This window comes from Pseudomonas sp. NCIMB 10586, assembly GCF_023127895.1.
GTDB lineage: Bacteria > Pseudomonadota > Gammaproteobacteria > Pseudomonadales > Pseudomonadaceae > Aquipseudomonas > Aquipseudomonas synxantha_A.
Genome location: NZ_SPKQ01000038.1, coordinates 33,799 through 59,480, shown reverse-complemented (window position 1 = coordinate 59,480; position 25,682 = coordinate 33,799). Strand labels below are relative to the sequence as shown.

General features: G+C 59.8%; 25 protein-coding genes and 1 pseudogene. 20 read left to right on the top strand and 6 right to left on the bottom strand.

All coding sequences use genetic code 11. The features are described 5' to 3' along the window. Positions 1-34: 34 nt before the first annotated feature. On the bottom strand, positions 35-517 hold the full coding sequence (locus tag E4P01_RS14915; protein WP_216091169.1) for a hypothetical protein: 483 nt from the start codon (positions 515-517) through the stop codon (positions 35-37). A 215-nt stretch (positions 518-732) separates the two neighbouring features. Between E4P01_RS14915 and xylA the strand changes: the two genes are divergently transcribed. The 4 genes from xylA (at position 733) to E4P01_RS14895 (ending at position 5,829) form a co-directional block, all read left to right on the top strand. After that, positions 733-2,049 (top strand): xylose isomerase, encoded by a 1,317-nt coding sequence (xylA, locus tag E4P01_RS14910; protein ID WP_216091168.1) that lies wholly within the window; start codon positions 733-735, stop codon positions 2,047-2,049. A gap of 88 nt (positions 2,050-2,137) precedes the next feature. After that, positions 2,138-3,139 carry a D-xylose ABC transporter substrate-binding protein gene (gene xylF, locus E4P01_RS14905; protein ID WP_216091167.1) on the top strand — a complete coding sequence of 334 codons (1,002 nt, stop codon included), beginning with the start codon at positions 2,138-2,140 and terminating at the stop codon, positions 3,137-3,139. Further along, a complete protein-coding gene (xylG, locus tag E4P01_RS14900) occupies positions 3,136-4,692 on the top strand; it encodes a D-xylose ABC transporter ATP-binding protein (protein WP_216091166.1) in 1,557 nt (518 codons plus the stop codon). Before xylF ends, xylG begins: the two co-directional genes overlap by 4 nt. Further along, positions 4,693-5,829, top strand: a complete 1,137-nt coding sequence (locus E4P01_RS14895; protein ID WP_078821023.1) for a sugar ABC transporter permease — start codon at positions 4,693-4,695, stop codon at positions 5,827-5,829. It abuts the gene before it with no gap. 63 nt (positions 5,830-5,892) lie between these two features. Here E4P01_RS14895 and E4P01_RS14890 read toward each other — a convergent pair whose 3' ends face one another. Continuing rightward, a complete protein-coding gene (locus tag E4P01_RS14890; protein ID WP_078821022.1) occupies positions 5,893-6,627 on the bottom strand; it encodes a hypothetical protein in 735 nt (244 codons plus the stop codon). A gap of 682 nt (positions 6,628-7,309) precedes the next feature. Between E4P01_RS14890 and E4P01_RS14885 the strand changes: the two genes are divergently transcribed. The 4 genes from E4P01_RS14885 to E4P01_RS14870 all read left to right on the top strand — a co-directional run bounded on the left by E4P01_RS14885 (position 7,310) and on the right by E4P01_RS14870 (position 10,575). After that, positions 7,310-7,618 (top strand): hypothetical protein, encoded by a 309-nt coding sequence (locus tag E4P01_RS14885; protein WP_078821021.1) that lies wholly within the window; start codon positions 7,310-7,312, stop codon positions 7,616-7,618. Positions 7,619-7,854: 236 nt separating this feature from the next. Beyond that, a complete protein-coding gene (locus tag E4P01_RS14880) occupies positions 7,855-8,802 on the top strand; it encodes an ornithine cyclodeaminase family protein (RefSeq protein ID WP_216091165.1) in 948 nt (315 codons plus the stop codon). 13 nt (positions 8,803-8,815) lie between these two features. Beyond that, entirely contained in the window at positions 8,816-9,949 is a 1,134-nt protein-coding gene (locus E4P01_RS14875) for an FAD-binding oxidoreductase (RefSeq protein WP_216091164.1), read from the top strand. Continuing rightward, entirely contained in the window at positions 9,949-10,575 is a 627-nt protein-coding gene (locus tag E4P01_RS14870) for a PAS domain-containing protein (protein ID WP_005787407.1), read from the top strand. The genes E4P01_RS14875 and E4P01_RS14870 overlap by 1 nt, the downstream gene beginning before the upstream one ends. A 73-nt stretch (positions 10,576-10,648) precedes the next feature. Here E4P01_RS14870 and E4P01_RS14865 read toward each other — a convergent pair whose 3' ends face one another. Both E4P01_RS14865 and E4P01_RS14860 read right to left on the bottom strand, forming a co-directional pair. Next, positions 10,649-11,425, bottom strand: coding sequence for an ABC transporter substrate-binding protein (locus E4P01_RS14865; protein ID WP_032876562.1), 777 nt, complete (start codon positions 11,423-11,425; stop codon positions 10,649-10,651). A gap of 245 nt (positions 11,426-11,670) precedes the next feature. After that, entirely contained in the window at positions 11,671-13,170 is a 1,500-nt protein-coding gene (locus tag E4P01_RS14860; RefSeq protein ID WP_032876565.1) for a CoA-acylating methylmalonate-semialdehyde dehydrogenase, read from the bottom strand. A 109-nt stretch (positions 13,171-13,279) separates the two neighbouring features. On the opposite strand from E4P01_RS14860, the gene E4P01_RS14855 reads away from it, so the two are divergent. From E4P01_RS14855 to E4P01_RS14830, 6 genes are all read left to right on the top strand, one after another. Next, complete coding sequence (locus E4P01_RS14855) at positions 13,280-14,221, top strand: LysR family transcriptional regulator (protein WP_216091163.1); 942 nt, start codon at positions 13,280-13,282, stop codon at positions 14,219-14,221. Positions 14,222-14,410: 189 nt separating this feature from the next. Next, positions 14,411-14,869 carry a (2Fe-2S)-binding protein gene (locus E4P01_RS14850; RefSeq protein ID WP_078821018.1) on the top strand — a complete coding sequence of 153 codons (459 nt, stop codon included), beginning with the start codon at positions 14,411-14,413 and terminating at the stop codon, positions 14,867-14,869. Beyond that, complete coding sequence (locus E4P01_RS14845; protein ID WP_103735315.1) at positions 14,869-17,103, top strand: xanthine dehydrogenase family protein molybdopterin-binding subunit; 2,235 nt, start codon at positions 14,869-14,871, stop codon at positions 17,101-17,103. The genes E4P01_RS14850 and E4P01_RS14845 overlap by 1 nt, the downstream gene beginning before the upstream one ends. 16 nt (positions 17,104-17,119) lie before the next feature. Further along, complete coding sequence (locus E4P01_RS14840) at positions 17,120-18,460, top strand: cytochrome c (protein ID WP_216091162.1); 1,341 nt, start codon at positions 17,120-17,122, stop codon at positions 18,458-18,460. Positions 18,461-18,929: 469 nt separating this feature from the next. After that, a complete protein-coding gene (locus E4P01_RS14835) occupies positions 18,930-19,256 on the top strand; it encodes a hypothetical protein (RefSeq protein WP_078821015.1) in 327 nt (108 codons plus the stop codon). 127 nt (positions 19,257-19,383) lie between these two features. Continuing rightward, positions 19,384-21,249, top strand: coding sequence for a D-arabinono-1,4-lactone oxidase (locus E4P01_RS14830; RefSeq protein ID WP_078821014.1), 1,866 nt, complete (start codon positions 19,384-19,386; stop codon positions 21,247-21,249). 18 nt (positions 21,250-21,267) lie between these two features. On the opposite strand, the gene E4P01_RS14825 is transcribed toward E4P01_RS14830, so the two are convergent. Further along, a complete protein-coding gene (locus E4P01_RS14825; protein ID WP_179119819.1) occupies positions 21,268-21,417 on the bottom strand; it encodes a hypothetical protein in 150 nt (49 codons plus the stop codon). 187 nt (positions 21,418-21,604) lie between these two features. On the opposite strand from E4P01_RS14825, the gene E4P01_RS14820 reads away from it, so the two are divergent. From E4P01_RS14820 to E4P01_RS14795, 6 genes are all read left to right on the top strand, one after another. Next, positions 21,605-21,859 (top strand): hypothetical protein, encoded by a 255-nt coding sequence (locus tag E4P01_RS14820; RefSeq protein ID WP_005787385.1) that lies wholly within the window; start codon positions 21,605-21,607, stop codon positions 21,857-21,859. A gap of 24 nt (positions 21,860-21,883) precedes the next feature. Next, on the top strand, positions 21,884-22,162 hold the full coding sequence (locus E4P01_RS14815; RefSeq protein ID WP_216091161.1) for a hypothetical protein: 279 nt from the start codon (positions 21,884-21,886) through the stop codon (positions 22,160-22,162). Positions 22,163-22,395: 233 nt separating this feature from the next. Then, the gene (locus E4P01_RS14810; protein ID WP_216091160.1) at positions 22,396-23,160 is read left to right on the top strand and encodes an OBAP family protein; all 765 of its coding nucleotides are present in this window, start codon (positions 22,396-22,398) and stop codon (positions 23,158-23,160) included. Between the two features lie 98 nt (positions 23,161-23,258). Continuing rightward, the gene (locus tag E4P01_RS14805) at positions 23,259-23,540 is read left to right on the top strand and encodes a hypothetical protein (protein WP_078821011.1); all 282 of its coding nucleotides are present in this window, start codon (positions 23,259-23,261) and stop codon (positions 23,538-23,540) included. A gap of 99 nt (positions 23,541-23,639) precedes the next feature. Further along, positions 23,640-23,897 carry a DUF6555 family protein gene (locus E4P01_RS14800; protein ID WP_005787382.1) on the top strand — a complete coding sequence of 86 codons (258 nt, stop codon included), beginning with the start codon at positions 23,640-23,642 and terminating at the stop codon, positions 23,895-23,897. After that, a complete protein-coding gene (locus E4P01_RS14795) occupies positions 23,894-24,133 on the top strand; it encodes a hypothetical protein (RefSeq protein ID WP_005787380.1) in 240 nt (79 codons plus the stop codon). The genes E4P01_RS14800 and E4P01_RS14795 overlap by 4 nt, the downstream gene beginning before the upstream one ends. A 679-nt stretch (positions 24,134-24,812) precedes the next feature. On the opposite strand, the pseudogene E4P01_RS14790 reads toward E4P01_RS14795, so the two are convergent. Continuing rightward, positions 24,813-25,668, bottom strand: a pseudogene (locus E4P01_RS14790) (SDR family oxidoreductase). Positions 25,669-25,682: the final 14 nt, after the last annotated feature.

The window sequence follows — 25,682 nt, the reverse complement described above, 5'->3', positions numbered from 1 at the left end:
GTTCTCAATAGGGCGTTGCGCCCTGGCCGGTTCATCACTCAATAGTGGGTAGGAAGTCTTCTGCCAGTGGTACGCCATGACGTTCGATAAAGACTAACGAGTCCTGAGGTGTATTAATGATCTGATCACCGTTACTGAGATAACTGCTTACCAACGCGAGATTGCTATTTGCTTCGCCCGAGCCGGTCACAATAAGCGCTTGAGTTCCGTCGGGGTATTCCACACAATCCCCCTTGTGCGCACCGCGTATTTGCGAACCATCCGCCAATCGAAATTCAAATGCCGAAGCGGTGTGCTTGATGACACCACCGTTACGGGTCTGACTGCCTTCGGCAGCGACTCGGTAAATAGCAATGGGCGGGTGAGCGATGCAATAAGTCTGCTGATCTTTAACGACCTGTAAAGCGCACTCATCAAAGGTGGATAATTGCTGCTCCGTAAATGGTGGGCTATCTAATTGGTTTAATAATCCAGGCGTCACATCATTGGTAAACAGCAAGGAGTGCGATGCGCTCATAGTTTCTTCCTTAATGGTTGGTTTTAGCTGACACCCCAAACTTTGAAGAGGCATATCCCCAACGTAAAGTCAGACGTTTCCTTTAATCCTGTACTCCCTGAGCCGTTCTGAGCCATTCACTCAAAATCGCACTCCCCTTTGGTGATTTTCATAATCAGCGGCCAAGGCGCCGTTGCTAGTATCCAGACACCGCCCAGAACAATAAGGAAACCGCCATGCCGTATTTCCCCGGTGTCGACAAGGTTCGCTTCGAAGGCCCTGCCAGCGCATCCCCCCTCGCCTTTCGCCATTACGACGCCAACAAACTGATCCTCGGCAAACCCATGCGCGAACACCTGCGCATGGCCGCCTGTTACTGGCATACCTTTGTGTGGCCGGGGGCGGATATGTTTGGCATGGGTACGTTCAAACGCCCATGGCAGCGCAATGGCGATCCGATGGAGGTGGCAATCAGCAAAGCGGAGGCGGCCTTTGAGTTTTTCTCCAAATTGGGCATCGACTACTACAGCTTTCACGACACCGACGTAGCGCCGGAAGGCAGCTCGCTCAAGGAGTACCGCAACCATTTCGCACAGATGGTCGATCACCTGGAGCGCCATCAGGAACAGACCGGCATCAAGCTGCTGTGGGGCACCGCCAATTGCTTCAGCAACCCGCGCTTTGCCGCCGGGGCCGCGAGCAATCCCGACCCGGAGGTGTTTGCCTACGCCGCCGCGCAAGTGTTCAGTGCGATGAATGCCACGCTGCGTCTCAAGGGTGCCAACTACGTGCTATGGGGCGGCCGTGAAGGTTATGAAACCCTGCTCAACACCGACCTCAAGCGTGAGCGAGAGCAGCTCGGCCGGTTTATGCGCATGGTGGTGGAGCACAAGCACAAGATCGGCTTTACGGGTGACCTGTTGATCGAGCCAAAACCCCAGGAGCCTACCAAGCACCAGTACGATTACGACAGCGCTACGGTGTTCGGCTTCCTGCATGAGTACGGCCTGGAGAACGAAATCAAGGTGAACATCGAGGCCAACCACGCGACGCTGGCCGGGCACAGTTTTCATCATGAAATTGCCACGGCCGTGTCCCTCGGGATCTTCGGCAGCATCGACGCCAACCGCGGCGACCCGCAGAACGGCTGGGACACCGACCAATTCCCCAACAGCGTCGAAGAAATGACCCTGGCCACCTATGAAATCCTCAAGGCCGGAGGCTTCAAGAACGGTGGCTACAATTTCGATTCCAAGGTGCGCCGCCAGAGCCTGGACGAGGTGGACCTGTTCCACGGGCATGTGGCAGCCATGGATGTGCTGGCGCTGGCCCTGGAACGTGCGGCGGCGATGGTGCAGAACGACACGTTGCAGCAATTCAAGGACCAGCGTTACGCCGGGTGGAACCAGCCATTGGGCCAGGCGGTGCTGGCGGGTGAGTTCAGCCTGGAATCACTGGCTGAACATGCGTTTGCCCACGAACTGAATCCGCAGGCCGTGAGTGGCCGACAGGAGATGCTTGAGGGCCTTGTGAATCGGTTTATCTACACCTGAGTGTCCTGTGGCTAGGGAGCAAGCTCTCGCGCCACAATGAGAGTCTTCACCTAGTGTCTTTCCAACAACAATAAAAGGACGCACCACCATGAAGTCATTCAAACGCACCCTGCTCGCCACTGCCCTGGCCCTGCTCGCCTTGCCGGTGATGGCCGATCCGGCCCATCCGAAAATCGGTTTTTCCATCGATGACTTGCGCCTGGAGCGCTGGTCCCGCGACCGCGATTACTTCGTCGCCGCCGCAGAAAAACTTGATGCCAAGGTCTTCGTGCAGTCCGCTGATGCCAACGAGCAAAAGCAAATCTCGCAAATCGAAAACCTGATCTCCCGTGGCGTCGATGTGATCGTGATCGTGCCGTTCAACGCCACGGTGCTGACCAACGCCGTAGCCGAAGCCAAGAAGGCCGGGATCAAAGTGGTGTCTTACGACCGCCTGATCCTCAACGCAGACATCGACGCGTACATCTCGTTTGATAACGAAAAAGTCGGTGAGATGCAGGCCAACGGCGTGCTGCAAGCGGCGCCCAAGGGCAATTACTTCCTGCTCGGCGGCGCACCGACGGACAACAACGCCAAGGTGCTGCGCGAAGGCCAGATGAAGGTGCTGCAACCGGCTATCGACAAGGGCGACATCAGGATTGTCGGCCAGCAGTGGGTCAAGGAGTGGAACCCTACCGAAGCCTTGAGCATTGTCGAAAACGCCCTGACCCGTAATGACAACAAGATCGATGCCATCGTTGCCTCCAACGACGCCACCGCCGGCGGCGCGATCCAGGCCCTGGCCGCACAGAAGCTGGCGGGCAAGGTGCCGATCTCCGGCCAGGACGCTGACCTTGCGGCAATCAAGCGCGTGATCGACGGCACCCAGACCATGACCGTCTACAAGCCGCTCAAGCTGATCGCCACCGAAGCCGCCAAACTCTCGGTGCAACTGGCGCGCAGCGAAAAGCCGACCTATAGCTCGCAGTACGACAACGGCAGCAAGAAAGTCGACACCATCCTGCTCACCCCAACACCGCTGACCAAAGCCAATATCGACGTGCTGGAGAAGGATGGGTTCTACACCAAAGAGCAGATCGGCGGGCAATGACCGCCATGGCCGCCGACTACCTGCTGCAAATGAACGGCATCGTCAAAAGCTTTGGCGGTGTCAACGCCCTCAATGGCATCGATATCAAGGTACGCCCGGGAGAATGCGTCGGGCTGTGCGGTGAGAACGGTGCCGGTAAATCCACCTTGATGAAGGTGCTGTCGGCGGTCTATCCCTACGGCACCTGGGAGGGCGAAATCCTCTGGGACGGGCAACCGCTCAAGGCCCAGTCCATTCGCGAAACCGAGGCCGCCGGCATCGTCATCATTCACCAGGAACTGACCCTGGTGCCCGACCTGTCGGTGGCCGAAAACATCTTCATGGGCCACGAGCTGACCCTGCCCGGCGGGCGCATGAACTACCCGGCGATGCTGCAACGGGCCGAAGCCTTGATGCGCGAACTCAAGGTGCCGGACATGAACGTGGCGCTGCCAGTGTCGCAGTACGGCGGCGGCTACCAGCAACTGGTGGAAATCGCCAAGGCCCTCAACAAGCAAGCGCGCCTGTTGATCCTTGACGAGCCGTCCTCAGCCCTGACCCGCTCGGAAATCGAAGTGCTGCTGGACATCATCCAGGGCCTCAAGGCCAAGGGCGTGGCCTGCGTGTATATCTCGCACAAGCTCGATGAAGTGGCGGCGGTGTGCGACACCATCGCAGTGATCCGCGACGGCAAGCACATCGCGACCACCGCCATGGCGGACATGGACATCGCACAGATCATCACCCAAATGGTCGGCCGCGAAATGAGCAACCTCTACCCCACCGAGCCACATGCAGTGGGCGAGGTGATTTTTGAAGCGCGCAACGTCACCTGCTACGACGTCGACAACCCCAAGCGCAAGCGCGTCGACGATATTTCGTTTGTGCTCAAGCGCGGCGAAATCCTCGGCATTGCAGGGCTCGTGGGCGCCGGGCGCACCGAACTGGTGTCGGCACTGTTCGGCGCCTACCCCGGACGCTACAGCGCGCAGGTGTGGCTGGACGGCCAAATCGTCGATACGCGCACGCCGCTCAAATCGATCCGCGCCGGGTTGTGCATGGTGCCCGAAGACCGCAAGCGCCAAGGCATCATTCCCGACCTGGGCGTCGGCCATAACATCACCCTGGCTGTGCTCGACACCTATGCGCACCTGAGCCGCATCGACGCTGAGGCCGAACTGGGCAGCATCGACCAGCAAATCGCACGTATGCACCTCAAGACCGCCAGCCCGTTGCTGCCGATCACCAGCCTGTCCGGCGGCAATCAGCAAAAGGCCGTGCTCGCGAAAATGCTGATGGCCAAGCCCAAGGTGCTGATCCTCGACGAACCCACACGTGGGGTGGATGTGGGCGCCAAGTATGAGATCTACAAACTGATGGGCGCGCTGGCGGCCGAAGGTGTGTCGATCATCATGGTTTCCTCGGAGCTGGCCGAAGTGCTCGGCGTATCCAACCGCGTGCTGGTAATCGGCGACGGCCAACTGCGCGGTGACTTCATCAACGAGGGGCTTACCCAGGAACAGCTGCTCGCCGCTGCGCTCAGCCAACACCCTAATAATCGGAAGACCGCGTAGATGAATCAGGTCAAACAGCTTTTCACCCGCTACAAAATGCTCGCCCTGGTGATCGCGGTGGCGTTCATCTGGCTGTTTTTCAGTTGGCAGACCGAGGGCGGCTTCGTCACGCCGCGCAACTTGTCCAACCTGCTGCGGCAGATGTCGATCACCGGCATATTGGCGTGCGGTATGGTGCTGGTGATTATCAGCGGCGAGATCGATTTGTCGGTGGGTTCGTTGCTCGGACTGTTGGGCGGGCTGGCGGCGATTCTGGACGTGGTCTATCACGTACCGCTGCTGGCCAACCTCAGCCTGGTGGCGCTGTGCGGGTTGATGATCGGCCTGGCCAACGGTTACATGACCGCCTATCTGCGCATTCCCTCGTTTATCGTCGGCCTGGGCGGGATGCTGGCGTTTCGCGGGATTTTGCTGGGGATTACCGGCGGCACCACCATTGCACCGGTGTCGCCGTCGCTGGTGTATGTGGGCCAGGGGTATTTGCCCCACACCGTCGGTATCGGGCTCGGGGTGTTGCTGTTTGCCCTGACGGTATTCCTCACCTGGAAACAACGGCGCAACCGCGCGCTGCATGGTTTGGCCGCGCACTCGCTGATGCGTGATGGATTGCGCGTGGTGCTGATCGGTGCGGTGCTCGCCGGGTTTGTCACCACGCTGAACCGCTACGACGGCATTCCAGTACCGGTGCTGTTGTTACTGGTGCTGCTCGGCGTTTTCAGCTACGTCACTCGCCAGACCGTGTTCGGCCGCCGCGTCTATGCGGTGGGCAGCAATATGGAAGCCACGCGCCTGTCGGGCATCAATGTGCAAGCGGTGAAACTGTGGATCTTCGGCATCATGGGCGTGATGTGCGCCCTCGCCGGTCTGGTCAACACCGCCCGCCTCGCCGCCGGGTCACCGTCGGCGGGCAACATGGGCGAACTCGACGCCATCGCCGCATGTTTTATTGGCGGCACCTCGATGCGCGGTGGCTCGGGCACGGTGTATGGCGCGTTGCTCGGAGCATTGGTGATTACCAGCCTGGATAACGGCATGTCGATGCTCGACGTGGACAGTTACTGGCAGATGATCGTCAAGGGCAGCATTTTGGTAGTGGCGGTGTGGGTGGATGTGAGTACGCGGGCTGGAAGGCGCTGAGCAAGGGAAGGCGTTGTCTCCTTATCCAAGCGATCAATCATCGCTTGGACGATGATTCGGACTTTACTCAGGTTCGTGATCGCTTTTATAGGCGACCCACAGAGCGTAACCGGCCACCAGCAAAAGGTACGCAAATAGTACCAAAGCGCCCAACAGCTCAACGCTGTAGCGGGCCACTCCCGCGTCAAGTCCTATAACTTGCTCGTACACCCGAATCTTCGCTACACCGTCGCCATAACCGATGTAGACGCCCTGATCCCTTAGCGTGTTCAAGTCACCTTTGAAGTAAATCCAGAGCAGATACTCACCGTTTTGCACAATCGATGGAATCACCACACTGCTGACCGGCTCGGGCTTCACCGTGTCGCTACGCGAATCATCTCTGATTTGTACCAATCCTTTGGCAGGTAGCTTGATGTGCACGTCCTTGACGACCTTACTGCCGGTGTTCTTTAGATGAATAAGCAATCTCACCGGATAATTATCAAGCCCATTTTCGAAAGGCGTATTGAATATAGAAAGATAAGGGGACTGACTCATGTCAACTATCTTATCTATTTGCTCATGGTTGAGCGCACCATTGGCGATACTCTTGATGCCATCATACAGGTTGGTATACTTGAGCTTTTCAACCATACCGTCTAAGCGCTCAGAGAGTTGACGAGGCGCCTGCTGATAACGGTAGGACAGATCTGCTTCAAGTTTAGTGTCGTTCTTAAAAGCCACATAAATCAGCGTCGCGGATGCCAATGCCCCCAGCAACCCCACCAAAAATTTTCCAATTTTTTCCCAGCTCAACGTAATGCTTCCTTATGAAGTATTTAGCTTGATTCGAACCCTGAATGAGCGTGCCAAGTTCCTCTTTACGAAGCAAGCCAATAGGCTGCACTTGCACACTTGGCCATGGACGATTCGAAATATGGCGGGCAAGCAATAGCCCTTTGATCTGTAAACGGTCAGAGAAGATTGCCAAGACCACAGCTGATCGCTCGATCGAGTGCCTGACCGGCACAAAAGCCACAGCCCAAACGCGGTTAAAACGGTGGGAGGGGACTTGCTTCCGATGAGGGAGTGTCAGAAGCACATCTGTGACTGACCCGCCGCATCGGGAGCAAGCCCCCTCCCACATTTGTCTGCATTTCAACGTTAGGATGAGTGGCATTTGGTCATGGTTTTTAAAGGGCCAGCAAGGCGTGTCTCTTTAAATTGCAGGACATTTCCTAGACAATCCCTGCCGCCTTGTGCCTGCTGGAATCGGGGGCTAGTCTGCGCTCCGTCACTGCCAAATCAGTGATCGGGTTTAGTCGCCCGGCTTTAGAACAGGCGCATGCTCCCATGAGGCTTTATGGTGGCTGTGCGCAGGGCGCCCTCGGGCGCGCCGGGTTCCTGTTCTGACCGGTCGACTAACCTGCGTACAGCCGCCACCTTCGTTTAGTCGCGAAACGTGTCAGCTCCTTGATATTCAGACAGGAACTACACCATGAACAAAGTCCTACCCGACCCACCCATCGATCCCGCAAAAGACCGCGCCGCTTTCAACCGCGCCATCGACCACTACCTGCCCACCCAGGGCTTCCATTGCCTCAATGAAGACCTGAGCTTCGAAGACGCCCTGCTCTACACCGCCAGTTTGCTCGACAGCGCATCAGCCACCGCCCTGGATTGCGGCGAGCTCCTGCAAAGCCCCGAACGGGCGAAGATCCTGGCGGTGTGGCATTTGCTCGAAATTGCCAAGACCACGGTTGATCGCTCAATCGAGTGCCTGACCAACACAAAGGCGCCTGCCTAAACGCGGTTAAACACTGTGGGAGGGGCGGTGCGACGATTCGACTTGCCCCCGATGAGGGAGTGTCAGTAAGCACATCTGTGACTGACCCGTCGCCATCGGGGGCAAGCCCCTTCCCACATTCGTCTACATTCCAAAATCGGGATTAGACACCGTTACTGGGACTGATTTTTCCTTGGGTCATTGCGCGCAAAAACTATTTGTCCATAATGGACAAATAAGTTTAACCAGAGGCAACCATGTCCAATACCCCCCTCATCATCGACCAGGCCCAGGCCCGTACCTTGCTGGCTCAAATCGACGTGCCCGCTATCCTGCGCAAGCTGTTTCGCGAGCTCGCCGCCGGGCAGGCGGTGCAGCCGGCGCAGCAGTGGGTGGAGTTTCCCCAAGGCGCGGGAGATTTCATCAATTACCTGGGAGTGCTGGCAGAAGATGGCGTGTATGGCGTCAAGACCTCGCCCTACATCGTGCGTGAACAGGGCCCGCTGGTGACGGCGTGGACCCTGCTGATGTCGATGCACAGCGGCCAGCCGCTGCTGTTGTGCGATGCCGCTGAATTGACCACCGCACGCACGGCCGCCACCACCGCATTGGCAGTCGACGCGCTGGCGCCGCTGTCGGCGCAGCGCCTGGCGATTATCGGCAGCGGCAAGGTCGCCCAGGCACACCTGCGCTATGTGCAAAACCTGCGTGACTGGCAGCACATCCGCCTGTATTCCCCAAGCCTTGGCAGTGCCAGCGCCGAAACGCGCGCGCAACTCAACGCGCTGGACCCGCGCCTGAGCCTCGCCGCCAGCTGCGATGCCGCGCTGCAAGACGCCGATGTGATTCTGCTCTGCACCTCATCGGCAGGCCCTGTGATCGACCCGATGCGCCTGAGCAAGCCCGCGCTGATCACCTCCATCAGTACCAACGCGCCGCGTGCCCACGAAGTGCCTCCGGCGTGCCTGGAACAGATGCAGGTGTACTGCGATTATCGCCAGACCACCCCGGATGCGGCGGGCGACATGCTGATTGCCAGCGAACAGCACGGCTGGGATAAACGTGCGGTACTCGGCGACCTGCCCGAACTGCTCAGCGATATGGCGCAGCGCCCGGACCCTCAGCGCCATGTGTTTTTCCGCTCTATCGGCCTGGGCCTGGAAGATATTGCATTGGCCAATGCCCTGTACCAACGCCAGCGCTAATCAGGAGATTCACATGCACCACGCAGACTTCATCATCATCGGCGGCGGCATTGCCGGCGCGTCCACCGGCTTCTGGTTGTCGCAGCACGCCAAGGTGCTGGTGCTGGAGCGCGAAAACCATCCGGCCTATCACTCCACGGGGCGCTCGGCGGCGCTCTACACCGCTGCATACGGCACCCCGCAAGTGCGCGCGCTGACCCTGGCCAGCCGGGCGTTTTTCGACCAGCCGCCAGCAGGTTTCTGCGAACACCCACTGCTCACCCCGCGGGGCGAAATGACCGTCGATTTCACCGGCGACCCGGCCGAACTCGATAGTCAATACCTGAGCGCCAAAGCCACCGTGGCACAGGTGCAACGCTTGAGCGCCGACGAGGCCTGTAAACGCTTGCCGATCCTGCGCCGGGAAAAAGTCCACGGCGCAATCTATGACCCAACGGCGTGCGACATCGATACCGACGCCCTGCACCAGGGCTACCTGCGCGGCATCCGTCGCAACAATGGCCAAGTGCGCACCGACAGCCATGTGCTGAGCTTGAGCCGCGACATCGACGGCCTGTGGCACGTGCGTACCCAGGATGGGACCTTCACCGCGCCGGTCATCATCAATGCTGCCGGCGCCTGGGCCGACCATATCGGCGGCCTGGCAGGCGCGGCGTCCATCGGTTTGCAACCCAAACGTCGCTCCGCATTTATCTTCGCCGGCCCGGACGGCGTCGATGCCCATGACTGGCCGATGCTGGTGGCCCTTGACGAAGCCTTCTACATGAAGCCCGACGCGGGCATGTTCCTCGGCTCGCCCGCCAATGCCGACCCGGTCCAGGCCCAGGACGTGCAACCCGAAGAGCTGGATATCGCCATGGGCATCTACCAGATCGAGGAAGCCACCACCCTGACCATCCGCCGCCCGACGCGCACCTGGGCCGGCCTGCGCAGTTTTGTGGCCGATGGGGATTTGCTCAGCGGTTTTGACCCACAGGTACCGGGGCTGTTCTGGGTGGCGGCACAGGGCGGTTATGGCATCCAGACCTCACCGGCCATGGGCCAGGCCAGCGCTGCACTGGTGCGCGGCGAGCCGCTGCCCGAGCACCTCGTACAGTTCGGGCTGGACGCTGGTATGCTCTCCCCCGTCCGCCTGGAGCCCCTTTGATGAACACCGCTGAACACGACAACGTCATGCAGAACTTTCGTGCGATTGCCGATGCGATCGCCACGCTGTTCTTTCCCCATGCAGAGGTGGTCCTGCATGACCTGCGCACGCAAACCGTCGATTACATCGCCAACAATCTGTCCAAACGCAGCCTGGGTGACGACTCGTCGCTGGAGGACATGCTCGACGGTGACGTCAGTGAAGTGAATATCGGGCCTTATGAAAAGCTCAACTGGGACGGCCAGAAAATCCGCAGCCTGAGCACCGTGCTGCACGACCACAACGGACGCCGGCTGGCCGTGCTGTGCATCAACCTGAATATCTCACTGCTGGAAAACGCCAAGGCCGCGCTGGATCTGTTCCTGTCGCCGAGCAAGCTGATCGCCCAGCCGGACGCGCTGTTTCGCGATGATTGGCAGGAGCGCATCAACACCTTTCTGCATGGCTGGCTGCGTGAGCGTCAGTTGAGCCTGAACCTGCTGACCCGCGACCACAAACGTGAACTGGTGTTGGCGTTACACGCCGAAGGCGCGTTCAAGGGCAAGAGCGCGTCCAACTATGTCGCCAACGTACTGGGCATGGGGCGGGCGACGGTCTACAAGCATTTGAAGGAACTCAAGGGTTGAGCCCTTTCTGAAGACAGCGCCGCCCCCCTGTGGGAGCTCGACAGCTCCCACATTGACCGCGTATTTCCCTGGATCAGTCGCCGTAGATATCAGCCTTGAAGTACTGCTGTGAAATCTTCTGGTATTCACCACTGGCACGAATGCCGTCGATGGCCGCATTCAATTCGCTGACCAACTCGCCATTGCCCTTGCGCACCGCAATCCCCGCGCCCTCGCCCACGTATTTCGGATCCTTGAGTTCCGGCCCCACAAACGCGTAACCCTGGCCGCGTGGCATCGAGAGGAAGTCACTCAAGGGGATGGTGTCAGCAAAAATCGCGTCCAGGCGCCCTGCGGCCAGGTCCATGTAGATCTCTTCGTTATTGCTGTAGCGCTTGACGTTGATGCCCTTGGGTTCGAACACCTCGGTGGCATAACGGTCGGTGGTGGTGGCGCGCTGTACGCCGACGTTCTTGCCCTTGAGGCTGGCGTACTGGTCATCCACCACTGCGCCGTCCTTCATCACCAGGCGTGAGGAGGTGAAGTAGTATTTGTGGGTGAAATCCACCGACTTCTTGCGGTCCTCGTTGATGGTCATGGACGACAGCGCCAGGTCGATTTTCTTGACCTTGAGGGACGGGATCAAACCATCGAACTCACCTTCAACCCACACGCACTTGACCTTCATTTGCGCGCACAGGGCGTTGCCGATGTCGTAGTCGAAGCCGACGATCTTGCCGTCGCCGGTCTTGGACGCAAACGGTGGGTAAGCGGCCTCGATGCCGATGCGCAGGGTTTTCTCGGCGGCCAGCAGGTGGCTGGCAGCGAACAGACTCAGGGCCAGGGCGGGAATAAGGTGGCGTTTCTTCATGAGCGGGTTCTCGCGGGTTGTTGTTGGTTTGGCAAGAGTGAAGAAAAACGGACAGCAGCTGTTTTGTACTTATAATTCCATACTGGACTTTTATGCTCATCGCGTCAATTCAGAACAAACGCGTACGAAATGTGGGAGGGGGCTTGCTCCCGATAGCGGTGTTTCAGTCACATAGAGACTGACTGACACTCTGCTATCGGGAGCAAGCCCCCTCCCACACTTGGACTTACAGTGCTCGTGAGACCTTACTTCGACACCGGCATCGCAAACTCCGCGCCCTGTTCAATACTCTCTGACCAACGCTGCATGATCGACTTCTGCTTGGTGTAGAAACGCACCCCCTCAGTGCCGTAGGCATGCATGTCGCCAAACAGGCTCTTCTTCCAGCCGCCAAAACCATGCCAGGCCATCGGTACAGGGATCGGCACGTTGATGCCAACCATGCCCACTTCAATGCGCCGGGCGAATTCGCGGGCGATGTTGCCGTCGCGGGTGAAGCAGCTGACGCCGTTGCCAAACTCGTGGTCGTTGACCAGCTTCACCGCTTCGGCGAAATCGTTGACGCGCACGCAGGCCAGCACCGGGCCGAAGATTTCTTCGCGGTAGATGCTCATGTCTTGGGTCACGTGGTCGAACAGCGTGGCGCCAAGCCAGAAGCCGTTTTCCAGGCCGGGTTCGGTTGGCACGTAGTCACGACCGTCGAGCAACAATTGCGCGCCGGCCTGTACGCCCTGCTCGATATAGCCGCTGATGCGCTCCAGGGCGGCCCGCGAAACGATCGGGCCCATCTCGGCTTTCAAGTCGCGGCCGTCGGTAATGCGCAGCGTCTTGGCGCGCTCGCTCAAGGCAGCGATGACCTTATCCCCCACATCCCCCACCAGCACCGCCACCGAAATGGCCATGCAGCGCTCGCCGGCGCTACCGTAGGCAGCGCCCATCAGTGCATCGACGGTGCGCTCGATATCGGCGTCGGGCATCACCACCATGTGGTTTTTCGCCCCGCCCAGGCCTTGTACGCGCTTGCCGTTGCGGGCGCCGCTCTCATAGATGTACTGGGCAATCGGCGTAGAACCGACAAAGCTCACGGCCTTGACGTCCGGGTGTTCGATCAGCGCATCCACCGATTCCTTGTCGCCCTGCACCACGTTGAACACGCCTTTGGGCAAGCCCGCTTCACGCAGCAGCTCGGCCATGAACAACGAAGCGCTCGGGTCGGTGGGGCTTGGCTTGAGGATGAAGGTGTTGCCCGCCGCGATGGCGATCGGGTACATCCACATCGGCACCATCACCGGGAAGTTGAATGGCGTCACGCCGGCCACCACGCCCAGCGGCTGGCGCATGGTCCAGTTGTCCATGCCACGGGAGACCTGGTCGGAATGCTCGCCCTTGAGCAGGTTGGGAATGCCGCAGGCAAATTCGAGAATGTCGATGCCACGGTCGACTTCGCCCTGGGCGTCGGTGAAGACCTTGCCGTGCTCGGCGACAATGATGCGCGCCAAGTCATCCTTGCGCTCACGCAGCAGGTGCAGGTATTCAAACAACACGCGGGCGCGGCGGATCGGCGGGGTGTCGGCCCAGCCGGCGAATGCAGCCTGGGCGGCAGCGACGGCTTCGCCTACGGTCTGGCGGCTGGCCAGGGCCACGCGCGCGGTGACGTCACCGGTGGCCGGGTTGTAGACGTCCTGATAGCGATCATCGCGGCTCACGCGCTGGTCGTTGATGTAGTGCTCAATGGTCGTGGTCATGGCAATGGATCCCAGGTGGGTAGCGTTGGGACACACGATAGGCTTTTGATTTGTTCCAAACCAGAGCAGAATCCAGAACTTATTGTCCTTTTATGCGAACAATATAATCATGGAAAAGGCTGAGATCGAAGGGCTGTGGACCCATATCCACTGGCTGTCGGTGCTGGAAGAACAAGGCACCTACACCGCCGCCGCGGCACGGTTGGGGGTGAGCAAATCGGCGGTCAGCCAGCGCATCTCCGATCTGGAGAAAGCCACCGGTACGCGCCTGGTGACCCGCACCACCCGCAGCGTGCGATTGACCGAAGCCGGGCTGTCTTTGACCCGCGAAGTGCGCAGTGCCTATGCGCAGATTGCCCGCAGCTTCTCGTCGGTGCGCGACTCCGTCGGCGAAATTCGCGGCCTGGTGCGCCTGACCGCCCCCGTGGCGTTTGCCCGGCAACAACTGGTGCCGCACCTTTCCGGTTTTTTGCAGCAGTACCCGCAAGTGCGCATCCAGCTAGACGTGTCCGACGCCTTGAGCTCACTGGCGGCCGAAGGCTACGACCTGGCGGTGCGCCACGGTTTCCAGGTGCCGGAGACGCATGTGGCGTGGAAGCTGTGCGATACCACCTCAGTGCTGGTGGCTACCCAGGACTACCTGCAACGCCACGGTGAACCGCGAACCCCGGCAGACCTGGGCGCCCACAACTGCCTTTACTACCCTCGGGGCAGCGACCAACCGGCCTGGACCTTCGAGCGCGGCAGCAAAAATATCGAGCGCACCACCGTGCCCATCGCCGGCAGCTTTTCAACCAACAACAGCGAGGCCTTGCGCGACGCGGCGCTCAATCACTTGGGCGTCGCCTTGCTGCCGGACTTCAGCGCCCATGCCGCCCTGGCCAGCGGCAAGCTGGTGCAGGTGTTGAAGGGCTGGACGCTCAAGGGCGCGTTTGCCGATGAAATTTATCTGATTCGGCCCTACTCGCCCCATGTGCCCAGGTCCGTGACGGTGCTGGTGGGGTATTTGAAGGAAAAACTGTCAGGCGGGTTTCAATTCACTGGCGGCTGATGAAGGCTCGCTCCTACAGAGGACAGTGACCCAATCCTGTTGAATTCTTGCCTGATCCTCTGAACTTGAAGTCGATTGCATAGATAGCTGTTGCGCGGTGGTCTAGAGTTCGACGATGGGCGACGTACAGTCGCACCGCTCCTATAAGAATTTTGCAGCACCAACCGATGATCAGCAGGTGAGCCAGCCATGGAATTACGTATTAACCAAAAGGCCTATCAAGTCGAGGCCGAGGCAGACACGCCGTTGTTGTGGGTGATCCGCGACAACCTGGGCCTGACCGGCACCAAGTACGGCTGCGGCCTGGCCCAGTGCGGCGCCTGTTCGGTGCTGGTGGACGGCAATGTGGTGCGCTCGTGCGTGACGCCGGTAGCCGGGGTGGTCGGTCGCGAGATCACCACCATCGAAGCCATCGAGGCCGACGAGGTGGGCAAACGCGTGGTCTCTGCCTGGGTCGAGCACCAGGTGGCGCAGTGCGGCTACTGCCAGTCCGGGCAAGTGATGGCGGCCACCGCGCTGCTCAAGCACACCCCCGCTCCGTCGCAAGCGCAGATCGATGCGGCAATGGTCAACCTGTGCCGCTGCGGCACTTACAACGCCATCCATGCTGCCATGGATGGCCTGGCCGCCGGGAAGGAGACCGCCTGATGAATATGTCCGAGATCCTGCCCGGCGTTAAATTGGACGAGCCGATCAACCTGTCGCGTCGGCGCTTTCTCGCCAGTACCGCCGTAGGTGCGCTGGTCATCGGCTTTGGCTTGCCCCTGGGCTCGTCGCGGGTGCAGGCCGCCACCGGCGCTGCTGAACGCGGCACCCAAGTGCCGGCGTTCCTGGAAATTCGCCCGGACGGTAGCGTGCGCCTGCTCAGCCCCTTCATGGAAGGCGGCCAGGGCACCCACACCGCCATGGCACAGATCATCGGCGAAGAGTTGGATGCCGACCCCGCCACCTTCATCGTCGAAGCCGCCCCCCCGGGTGAAGCCTACGTGGTAATGGAAAACGGCCTGCGCATCACCGGCGGCAGCATGTCGGTGCGCATGAGCTACCCGACCATGCGCCGCCTCGGCGCCCTCGCCCGCGCCATGCTGATGCAGGCCGGCGCCGAGCAACTGCGCGTGCCGCTCAGCGAGCTGACCACCCAGCCTGGCCGCGTGGTACACGCCGCTTCCGGCCGCTCCGTGGGCTACGGTGAACTGGCCGGTCGTGCCCTCGATATGCCGGTGCCCGACCCCGCTACCATCACCCTGCGCGACCCTAGCCAGTTCCGTTGGATCGGCAAGCCGGTCAAACGCCTGGATGCCTATGACAAATCCACCGGCAAGGCGCTTTACACCATCGACCTTAAACTCGACAACATGCTCCACGCCGCCGTCCAGCACGCGCCGCGCCTGGGCATGAGCGTGGGCAGCCTGCGCAACCAGGCCCAAGTCGAGGCCATGCCGGGGGTGCATTCGGTTCATACCTTGCCAGGCGCCGTGGCGGTGGTGGCCGAACGCTGGTGGCACGCCAAGCGTGCGGTGGAGGCCATCCAGGTTGAATGGCAGGAAGCCTCTGCCGACTCGACCGTACGGGCGATGCCGGCGGATTTTTCCAGCGACAAATACCTCGACTTCCTCGCCGCCCAGCAGGGCCCGGCCCGCGATGACGAAAACCAGGGCGATGTCGCCGGCGCCCTGGCTGGCGCCAAGACTCGGGTCGAAGCCACCTACCATAACCAATACCTCAACCATGCCCAGCTGGAGCCGCCTTCAGCCTTGGCGCGCTTCAACCCCGACGGCACGCTTGAGGTGTGGCTGCCCAACCAGGCGCCGGATATGTTCCGCGCCGACATTGCCAAGCGCACCGGCCTCGCCACCGAGCAAATCACCCTGCACTCCCCGCTGCTGGGGGGCTTTTTTGGTCGGCATTTCCTGTATGACTCGGCTAATCCGTACCCGCAGGCTATCGCGCTGGCCAAGGCGGTCGGCCGCCCGATCAAGCTGATCTGGAGCCGTGAAGAAGAGTTCCTGCGCGATGTGTTGCGCCCGCTCGCCGTGGTGAAGTTTCGTGCCGCACTGGACGACAAGGGCCTGCCGGTAGCCATCGAAGCGGTGAGTGCCACCGAAGGCCCTACTGAAGCCCTCAGTGGCAAACAGGGCGAGCAGATCGACCCCACCGCCCTGGAGGGCCTGTCGGGCAAGAGTTATGCGATCCCCAACAAGCGTATTGCGCAGATCTACGTCAAGGGCGCGCCCATGCTCGGCTACTGGCGTTCAGTGGGTAATTCCCTTAACGATTTTTTCTACGAATCATTCCTGGATGAGCTGGCGGACAAGGGCGGTCACGACCCTTATGAGTTGCGCCTGCACCTGCTGCGCGACAACCCGCGGCTGACCACCTTGCTGCAAGCGGTGGGCGAGCTGTCCGGTGGCTGGAAGCGTGGCCCCTACACCGCCGAAGACGGCACGCGCCGTGCACGCGGGGTGGCCATGGCTTCGCCCTTTGGCTCTCACGCGGCGGTAGTCGCCGAAGTGTCGATCGAGAACGGCCAGGTCAAGGTTCACCATATCTGGGAGGCCATCGACCCGGGCAGCATCGTCAACCCGGCGATAATTCAAGCCCAGGTCAGCGGCGCGGTAGCCTTGGGGCTGTCGCAAACGTTGCTGGAGGAAGCGGTGTACGTGGACGGTATGCCACGGGCGCGTAACTACGACCTGTATCCGATCCTGCCGCCCTCGCGTATGGCGCAGGTCCACGTGAAGATCGTCGAGAGCGGCGAAAAGATGGGTGGCATCGGTGAACCGCCATTGCCCGCCGTGGCACCGGCGGTGATCAATGCGGTGGCACAGTTGACCGGCCAGCGCATCCGCAGCTTGCCGTTGAGCCGCCACACCTTCAGTTAACCCACAGGGAACGCCCATGAACAACCGCCGATTCGCAAGAACCGCAGGCTGGCTGGCGCTGCCCTGCCTGGTCGCCGCAGGCCTGCTGGCCTGGTACGTCACCCGCGAGCCCGCCTCGCCGTTTGAACAGCAACAGGCCACCAGTTTCGACCCTGCATTGGTCAGTCGCGGCGAATACGTCGCGCGGGTGAGTGACTGTGTGGCTTGCCACAGCCTGGCCGGCAAGCAGCCCTTCGCCGGTGGCCTGGAAATGGCCACGCCCCTGGGGGCGATCCACGCCACCAACATCACCCCCGACCGCGAGCATGGCATCGGCACCTACAGCCTGGCCGACTTCGATCGCGCCGTACGCCAGGGTGTCGCACCGGGCGGCCGCCGGCTGTACCCGGCCATGCCCTACCCGTCTTACGTCAAGCTCAGCGACGACGATGTGAAAGCGCTGTATGCGTTTTTTATGAAGGGCGTGCAACCGGCCAACCAGCCGAACATCCCCAGCGATATTCCCTGGCCACTCAATATGCGTTGGCCCATCGCCCTGTGGAACGGTGTGTTCGCGCCTACCGCCACCTATGCAGCCAAGCCCGGCCAGGACGCGCTGTGGAACCGTGGCGCCTACATTGTCCAGGGCCCCGGCCACTGCGGCAGTTGCCATACGCCGCGTGGCCTGGCCTTCAACGAGAAAGCCTTGGATGAGTCCGGCGCGCCGTTCCTTGCCGGTGCCCTGCTCGACGGCTGGTACGCGCCGAGCCTGCGCCAGGACCACAACACCGGCCTGGGCCGGTGGAGCGAGGCGCAGATCGTGCAGTTCCTCAAGACCGGGCGCAATGCCCATGCCGTGGTTTACGGTTCGATGACCGAAGCGTTCAACAACTCCACGCAGTTCATGCAGGACGAGGACCTGGCCGCTATCGCCCGTTATCTCAAGTCACTGCCCGGCGACCCGCAGCGCGACGGCAGCCCCTGGCAGTATCAGGCGGTGACAGCGAGCCAGGATGCGCCCGGCGCCCACACTTATGCGACCCGCTGCGCCTCCTGCCACGGCCTCGACGGCAAAGGCCAGCCCGAATGGATGCCGCCCCTGGCCGGCGCCACGTCGGCACTGGCCAAGGAAAGCGCCTCGGCGATCAACATCACCCTCAACGGCTCGCAGCGCGTGGTGGCAGCCGGGATGCCGGACGCCTACCGCATGCCGGCGTTTCGTGAGCAGCTGTCCGATCAGGAAATCGCTGATGTGCTGAGCTACGTGCGCGGAACCTGGGGCAACAACGGTGGCGCGGTCGAGGCGAAGGCGGTGAGCAAGTTGCGCGGGCATACTGACCCTGCGAGCAGCAGCCCGATCATCCTGCATATGCGCTGAGGGAAAGCGTGCAACGCCTCGGGCCATTGACGGACCGAGGCGCTGCATTACCGAAGAGAACAGTTACCGCGACGGCTATTTCCGATATTGGGCTTATAGCTAAATAGTTTTCTACTCAGCCTGGCAGGTCATCCGCACCGCGACTAACCTCACCTCAGTATCAGAAAGGACTCAACCCTGCAGCCAAGGAGGCTATCCCCGCCCAATATCATCATGATGCCCACCAACCTCGTGTTGGCACTCATAAACAACACTTTTAGTCTTATAAATGATGTAGGTCTGTGGGCGTTAAGCCGCTCACTCACTTGACAGTAATCAGTAAACAGGGCGCGAGGCGACCTGTTTGATTTCTGCGTTCACCATCGCCTCCGAGCAGTGCAATCAAGTTATGCAGTAAAAAACACTCTGTCGCCAAGAGACAGAGGTCAAACGTGCTCATCTCACATCATTGCTATAGCCGGAGATAACTATGAGACAAGTTCAAAAAATCACCGTCAATAACAAAGGCGGCTACGTATTTAACTTTAAAGTCCAATGGCTCCAGAGCGACGGCAAGTGGTATACGTCGCAATGGGGCAGCGGTGACTACCCGGTGGCGCAATCTCGGACTACACCGAATCTGGAAACGATCGGCGTACCCTCCGACGCGCTGGCTGTCACGGTATATGGGCATGCACTGGCTGGGTCATCAGGTCAAGGCACGCCGTTTGTGGGGTTTGCCGCCAACGGCCAGATAGCAACTTATGATGCAGTAGGAACAACCCTCATTGGTTTTGCAATTAACTTGATCGAATAAAACAAGCTCTTTACGACGGAATACCCGGAACCAACTTTTCGTGACTTGCCGTTAGAAGTTGGCGCCGGCCTCCCCGATTGCACATTCAACCCGTCTGACGTTAAAAATCACGTAACAGGAAACCAAAATGAAACAAGTCGAGCGCATTGGTTGCCTTAATAACGGCCTTTTTGTCATGAACTTCTCAATCCAGTGGCTGGATTCGACAGGCCAATGGCATACCTCCGAATGGAACAGTGGCAACTTCGAAAATGGTTTGTACAAGGTCAGCCCTTCACTTGCATTGCTCGGTATTCCCGCGGATGCAATTGGCGTCGCACCTTATGTGTCCGCCGTCGCTGGCATCCAGAATCAAGGAGAACCTTTAGTCCAGCCGGCCAACAACGGCAGGCTGGCCGCCTATGAAGTAACGGGCACGACCCTGAGTTTCAGGGTTCAGCCGCTACCGTGGAAAAACTGGGCTCAGAACATCGTCGACACCCTGGAAATCGATGGTCAATACTACTTCTCCCCAACCCACCTCGCAGAGCTTCAAGACATCGTTCGCCAGGCCGGCGTGGCAGGCGCGACAGTACGCGTATCGGGCCAACGACATGCACAGCCGGCCTTGGTTGCCGAAGACAATCGCATCGCCCCAAACCCCCTTCGCTGGCTCATCGACCTGTCCTGTTATGCAGACTTGGGTGCCCACGGGGATCAGTCGATTGTGCTCAACGCCAGGGAAAATACGATCACCGTGAACACTGGCGTTCGCGAGGATGAGCTGGATGCCTTCCTCACCGCCCATGACATGATGCTACAGACCGCGACCGCCGGCGGCTTCTTCAGCCTTGGCGGGATGACCGCCGTCGATGTCCATGGCGCCACCATCAGTGCACCGATTTTTGCGGAAACCGCCTCGGCGTTCACCCTCATGGGGCCGGACGGTCAAGTGCGTACCATTGATGCTCAGACGCCTGCAGTCGATGGATGGTCGCCTCTGCAGTTCACACGCGTCTCTCTGGGTGCACTGGGAATCGTCACAGCCGTCACCCTTGAAGTGTTGCCACGTCCGTGGGCCACGACACTGAACTCAGGCAAAGAAAAGAACATTGTCTGTGACAACGAGCAAGCATTCATCGCCAGGTTCAAAGCGCTGCTCACAGATCATGACCGCGTCGAGTCCTTTCTCAACCCCTACACCGACAACTTCCTGGCCTTGTGGTGGGACGTGGTTGCAGCTCCTGCGACACAGATCCCGAACCTGAAAAAAAACGTGCCCAATGCGTGCGCCCTCGCGGGAGAAAACGTGTTCGGCTCGCCCTATCTGATACCGTTTGAACCTATCGTCGAGCCTCCCCTTATCGCCGCTCAGTATGGCGGTAACACAACAATCGCAAGTGCGATCATTGATGCAGGGTTCCTCACGATCGAAACGCTCTTCGATGAAGCCGCGTCGGTCTACTCTGACTTGTGGCTGACCAAGGCATCGCGCGTCATTTTCATGTCTTACTTTATCGAGCTACCGGCGCTGGATGACAGTGGCCTGAGTAAAGCCTGGCAAGGGCTCGATGCGGTTAAAACACGTATCAAGGGCTCCTCCGACTTCCTGGTCGTTGCCCCGCTGGAGTTCCGCTTTGTCCGTGGCGGCGACACGGCCTTGGCCGGGACGTACACGCAAACCCCCAATGCCACTTTTGTAAACCTTGACCTTATCGGGTACGTGCCTGCCGTCGCAGCATCTGACTACCCGGGTCGCCTGCTGGACTTTTTTGCAGAGATCGAAAGAGCCTGGGTTGACCTGGGAGGGATGCCCCACACCGGCAAAATGTTCGGCTTCTATGATCCCGACCAACCCTCACAGACGTCCTCTGCCCCGTTCAATCCGGCCTTCTTGAAGAACCTCGCACAGCGCCGAAGTGAGAGAACCGACGCCTTCAACGCTTTTCGCAAGGTATGCGACCCGCAGGGAGTCTTTCACAACACTTTCGTTTCGACGCTGCTGGGAGATTAAACAATCTCAGGTGCTCTTTTACTTGCTTTGGTCCGCCTTGCCTTCCTGCATCTGTACGGAAGACTTGCTGCCGCTGGTATTGTCTTTGGTGGTGTTATCGGAACTGTCGAAACAGCCGTGGAGCATGAATGCACTGCAAAGGCCCAGGCACATATAGAGCTTCTTCATGAGGTTTTACCTTTAACGGATGGATAAGGCTAAGCGTCAGCCATATCAAATATGGCTGACGCAGGAGGTATGGGTTCAAAAAATAGAGGGAGGCCCTGACGAGTGGCTTGCCATCAACTCGCTAGCCTTTACGCACGACCAATTTGAGCTACCCTTGATCCGTTAAGGCCTGCTATCCGGTGACCCCGTGGACACGTTGACCAAAGCGCAAATCCAGCGCGCGCTTGCGAGGCGGCTGTGCAACTGCCGTGTCTCCTGCACGATCAATCCGGATAACAGCCTGTCGGTGACGGTGCTCGCGCCCGATGCCAACCAGTTCACCATCGCCAACATCAACCGTGCCCAGTATCACGGCGAGCCAGGGATCAATCGGCTCGTTCGGGAAATCCTGGAAGACATGGTGGTTTCGCGACAATCGTCCCGCCTCTCCTCCGTGGAGTAAACGCAAAAAACAACGAGGCTTGCCATGCACGCTGGTGCTGCTACCCCCTTGCAACGCGTCAAAATCGACTACCTTCAAGACACGCTGCTCGGAGTGAACCCCCTGTCTTGCGAGTGCATGGCGAAGGTCATGGAAGCGGGTGCGAGCGTGTCGCTGCAAATCCTGCCGCCGTGGCCGGAACAACTATTGAAGGCCCATACGGTTCAGATCAAAACCGAAGGCCGCACCTATCACGGCGTTGTCGTTGATGCCGGCAAGAACAACGCCAATGAACTGCTGGTGACCATCAAACTCCAGGGCTAGGGACTCGCTACAGATGGTCCCGGCCGGAATGCCGTCCTTGCCGTCAGGCCCCAGCAAACCGGTGGTGGCGACTGCTATTTGCACCGAACTGCACGCTTATGAAAAATGACCCGGTACGCTGAACGCTTGTTCCACAAATCGTCGCAAACCATGCGCCCCCCCTATCCGGTTGAACACCCTCCTCGGCAGGCTTTCTAGATGTTCTCGACAACTGCCCATGGAGGGAATCCCCGATGAACATTCACCGCCTGCAACCTGCACTGCCATCGCTGTGCCTGGCAATTTGCGTCGCCTCGTTGACAGCGTGCGCGGGCAACGACTCAGCCTCAAACGTGGTGGCGCCGGGTGATGCCAAATCGCCAGGCACGCGAGCACTCGATACCGGTGCCGCCCTGCTGCAGTCACGTCCGCCCATCGACGCGCTCAATGCCTACCTGGACGGCTTTCACTTCTACAACGGCCACCCCGACGTGCAGATGGAAGCGCACCACTACTGCGCCATCCTCAATGAGGAGGTGATCCAGTGCGTGATTTACGACGGCAACCGCAAGGACGCCAAGTTGATGGGCGTGGAATACATCATCAGCGAGCAGTTGTTCAACAGCCTGCCGGCACCGGAGAAAGCCTTGTGGCACAGCCATGTGCATGAGGTGAAGTCCGGCCAGCTGGTCGCGCCCGGCATTCCCGCGGTGGCCGAGCACGCGCTGATGGAAAAGCTGGTGCACACCTACGGCAAGACCTGGCACACCTGGCATACCGACCTGCACAAGCGCCTGCCATTGGGTGTGCCTCAACTGATGATGGGGTTTACCGCTGACGGCCAGGCTGATCCAAGGATGGTCGCCGAGCGCGATCAACGCCTGGGTATCGACAGCACCGAGAAGAAGCACTCTCGCGCCGATATAGCCCCACCGGCCATTGCACCCGGGGCGGATGCCTGGCGCCACGGCACGATCATCCAGATCGACGACCCTACCGCAACGCCTCACCGGCACTGACGGCGCCGCCGGGTCATCTGGATTGAACAATCATTGACCCGCGCTTGCCACACAAGAACACGGCTGCATTCGCCGCCCTTTGCATGAGGTATTGCAACATGTCTTACGATTATCAAGGCCCCGCCAGCATCATCACGGCTTCGCGTCACCTCGGAACCCAAGCAGATGAACGCCTCAACGAACACGTTGACGTAAATCTGACAGGTAGTGGTAAACCAACCCTGGTTCGCCTGGACTTTGACACTCCACTGCAGTGGCCCGGCCATCCCAATTTCGTCATGGTGAACTTGCCAGACGGTACCTCCGTCGGCGGTGTAATCGCCGAGATAGAGCGGCCCGCTGACGGAGCCGGGTGGGTAGCGTTTACCGTGGATGACTGACTGCCACAGCGCTGACAGCCCGCCATCGAATTGCCCGACAAGTTCTTTGAATTTTTTTTGACGTCAATTATCTGTAGTTCATGAGCATAGGGAGGCCTCATGAAAACCAACGAGCTATTTACCATCAAGTATCAACTTCACGGCGAGCCGAGGTCCTTTATCGTGCGTACGGCACGCATGAACAATGCTGAAGCATGGCACTGGGCCAGTTGCGATGCCGGCGTGGCGGTCATCCCCAGGTTCGGTCAAAACAACCTCAAGCGCGTGTCCAAGCCGATGGCGGAAAAATACGGCATTACCGATGTGCGCTGGTGCGGGGCGGAAGAAATTCAGTGGGCGGAGGGTGTCACACAATGAACAGTCAGGTGCTGGATTACACAATCAGTCAAAGGTGGGATGAGGAGATTGCGCAGAACACCCAGATGTTTTTCGAAGCGGATCGACTGGATGCGCAGGCGTATAACATCATCGAACACTACAGCGGCGATGCAACGACCTGGGCGCGCTTCACGGAGGCGAAGAAGCTTGCGGATGCGCAGCGGACTGCGGCTTATCGAGAGTGGATGCGTATACGGCGGGCTATGAGAACGTAGGAGCGAGCTTGCTCGCGAAAAACGTCAACGATGATGCGGATAATCTGGACGGACGCGGCGCTTGGGCGTCTTTCGCGAGCAAGCTCGCTCCTACAAAAAAGACACGCCCCGTCCGGGGCGTGTCAGTCAACAAAGCGTGGACTGGTTTGTCGCTATCGGGGCATGGGTGTCTACACACCTTTGGTGTGACGCCGGACCTGTGGGAGGGGGGCTTGCCCCGATGGCGGCCTAAGAGCCGACCAGGATGCTGGACTTTGACCGAGTACATATCCGTTATTTGAGTCACGGCTGCTATTGGTTCCGCTTTTACAGCGGGTCACTTTCGAAAAGCGCGAAAGTAACCAAAGCGCTCTTGCCCCACCACTCGGCACCTCGCCTAGGCTCGGTGTGCCCGTAATCCGCCATGGATTTGGGGGGCCGCCGCCACGCGCCATCCATGGCGCGGGGCGGCTAAACCGGCATCCCTGCCGGTTTACCCCCCAAATCCCTGTCGAATTCCGGCCAGCGTGGTTTAACGGGGCGCCTAAGATCAAGATCAAAAGCAGATCAAGATCAAGAGCGGCTCGCTTCGCATCGTGGTTACTGGTGGCTGCTACGAAGTTGTGTAGATACCCATGGCTATCGGGGGCAAGCCCCCTCCCACATTTTAGAGCTGCTTGAATCAGGGTTATGTGCCTGTTCAAAGAATCGGCTTGCCCCCCGTCACGCCATAGCGCTCGCCAGAGATGTAACTGCCTTCATCCGACGCCAGCAACACATAGATGGGCGCCACTTCCACCGGCTGGCCTGGGCGGCCCAGTGGCGTGTTGCCACCGAAATGCTTCACCGACTCCTCGGGCATGGTCGACACGATCAACGGCGTCCAGATCGGCCCCGGCGCTACGCTGTTCACCCGAATGCCACGCTCGCCCAGCATCTGCGCCAGGCCGGCGGTGAAGTTGGCAATGGCACCCTTGGTGGCCGCATAGGGCAACAGGGTCGGGTTGGGCATATCGGAATTGACCGACGAGGTGTTGATGATCGAACTGCCTTGCGCCATATGCGGCAACGCTGCCTTGCAGATGCGAAACATCGCCGTGATATTGACGTTGAAGGTTTTCACCCAATCCTCGTCGGGAATGTCCTCCAGAGACTTATAGGTCATCTGGAATGCAGCGTTATTGACCAGCACATCGATACGGCCGAATTTCTCGACGGTGTCATTGACGATCGCCGTGCACTGCGCCGCGTCGCCCAGGTCGCCGGGCAGCAACAGGCACTGGCGCCCTGCCGCTTCGACCCAGCGAGCGGTCTCCTTGGCGTCCTCATGCTCGTCCAGATACGACACCGCGACGTCCGCGCCTTCGCGAGCAAAGGCAATTGCCACCGCACGCCCGATACCGCTGTCGGCGCCGGTGATCAACGCAATCTTGTTGGCCAGGCGCCCCGAGCCTTTAGCTTTGCTCACCGCAATCCGGCACCGGGTCCATCTTGCGCTGGTCGCCCGGAACGGGCTGCTGCTGGGGATTGAAGGGTGGTGTTGGGTAGTGGTTCATCGGATTCCCTCCTG

Bases quoted from the DNA above. Each gene is read 5' to 3' on its own strand.
- E4P01_RS14810 (WP_216091160.1), top strand. From the start codon at position 22,396: ATGAACATTCACCGCCTGCAACCTGCACTGCCATCGCTGTGCCTGGCA.
- E4P01_RS14885 (WP_078821021.1), top strand. From the start codon at position 7,310: ATGAACAAAGTCCTACCCGACCCACCCATCGATCCCGCAAAAGACCGC.
- E4P01_RS14875 (WP_216091164.1), top strand. From the start codon at position 8,816: ATGCACCACGCAGACTTCATCATCATCGGCGGCGGCATTGCCGGCGCG.
- E4P01_RS14870 (WP_005787407.1), top strand. From the start codon at position 9,949: ATGAACACCGCTGAACACGACAACGTCATGCAGAACTTTCGTGCGATT.
- E4P01_RS14840 (WP_216091162.1), top strand. From the start codon at position 17,120: ATGAACAACCGCCGATTCGCAAGAACCGCAGGCTGGCTGGCGCTGCCC.
- E4P01_RS14800 (WP_005787382.1), top strand. From the start codon at position 23,640: ATGAAAACCAACGAGCTATTTACCATCAAGTATCAACTTCACGGCGAG.
- E4P01_RS14835 (WP_078821015.1), top strand. From the start codon at position 18,930: ATGAGACAAGTTCAAAAAATCACCGTCAATAACAAAGGCGGCTACGTA.
- E4P01_RS14795 (WP_005787380.1), top strand. From the start codon at position 23,894: ATGAACAGTCAGGTGCTGGATTACACAATCAGTCAAAGGTGGGATGAG.
- xylG (WP_216091166.1), top strand. From the start codon at position 3,136: ATGACCGCCATGGCCGCCGACTACCTGCTGCAAATGAACGGCATCGTC.
- xylF (WP_216091167.1), top strand. From the start codon at position 2,138: ATGAAGTCATTCAAACGCACCCTGCTCGCCACTGCCCTGGCCCTGCTC.
- E4P01_RS14855 (WP_216091163.1), top strand. From the start codon at position 13,280: ATGGAAAAGGCTGAGATCGAAGGGCTGTGGACCCATATCCACTGGCTG.
- E4P01_RS14880 (WP_216091165.1), top strand. From the start codon at position 7,855: ATGTCCAATACCCCCCTCATCATCGACCAGGCCCAGGCCCGTACCTTG.
- E4P01_RS14860 (WP_032876565.1), bottom strand. From the start codon at position 13,170: ATGACCACGACCATTGAGCACTACATCAACGACCAGCGCGTGAGCCGC.
- E4P01_RS14865 (WP_032876562.1), bottom strand. From the start codon at position 11,425: ATGAAGAAACGCCACCTTATTCCCGCCCTGGCCCTGAGTCTGTTCGCT.
- E4P01_RS14815 (WP_216091161.1), top strand. From the start codon at position 21,884: ATGCACGCTGGTGCTGCTACCCCCTTGCAACGCGTCAAAATCGACTAC.
- E4P01_RS14845 (WP_103735315.1), top strand. From the start codon at position 14,869: ATGAATATGTCCGAGATCCTGCCCGGCGTTAAATTGGACGAGCCGATC.
- E4P01_RS14915 (WP_216091169.1), bottom strand. From the start codon at position 517: ATGAGCGCATCGCACTCCTTGCTGTTTACCAATGATGTGACGCCTGGA.
- E4P01_RS14895 (WP_078821023.1), top strand. From the start codon at position 4,693: ATGAATCAGGTCAAACAGCTTTTCACCCGCTACAAAATGCTCGCCCTG.
- E4P01_RS14830 (WP_078821014.1), top strand. From the start codon at position 19,384: ATGAAACAAGTCGAGCGCATTGGTTGCCTTAATAACGGCCTTTTTGTC.
- E4P01_RS14850 (WP_078821018.1), top strand. From the start codon at position 14,411: ATGGAATTACGTATTAACCAAAAGGCCTATCAAGTCGAGGCCGAGGCA.
- xylA (WP_216091168.1), top strand. From the start codon at position 733: ATGCCGTATTTCCCCGGTGTCGACAAGGTTCGCTTCGAAGGCCCTGCC.
- E4P01_RS14805 (WP_078821011.1), top strand. From the start codon at position 23,259: ATGTCTTACGATTATCAAGGCCCCGCCAGCATCATCACGGCTTCGCGT.
- E4P01_RS14825 (WP_179119819.1), bottom strand. From the start codon at position 21,417: ATGAAGAAGCTCTATATGTGCCTGGGCCTTTGCAGTGCATTCATGCTC.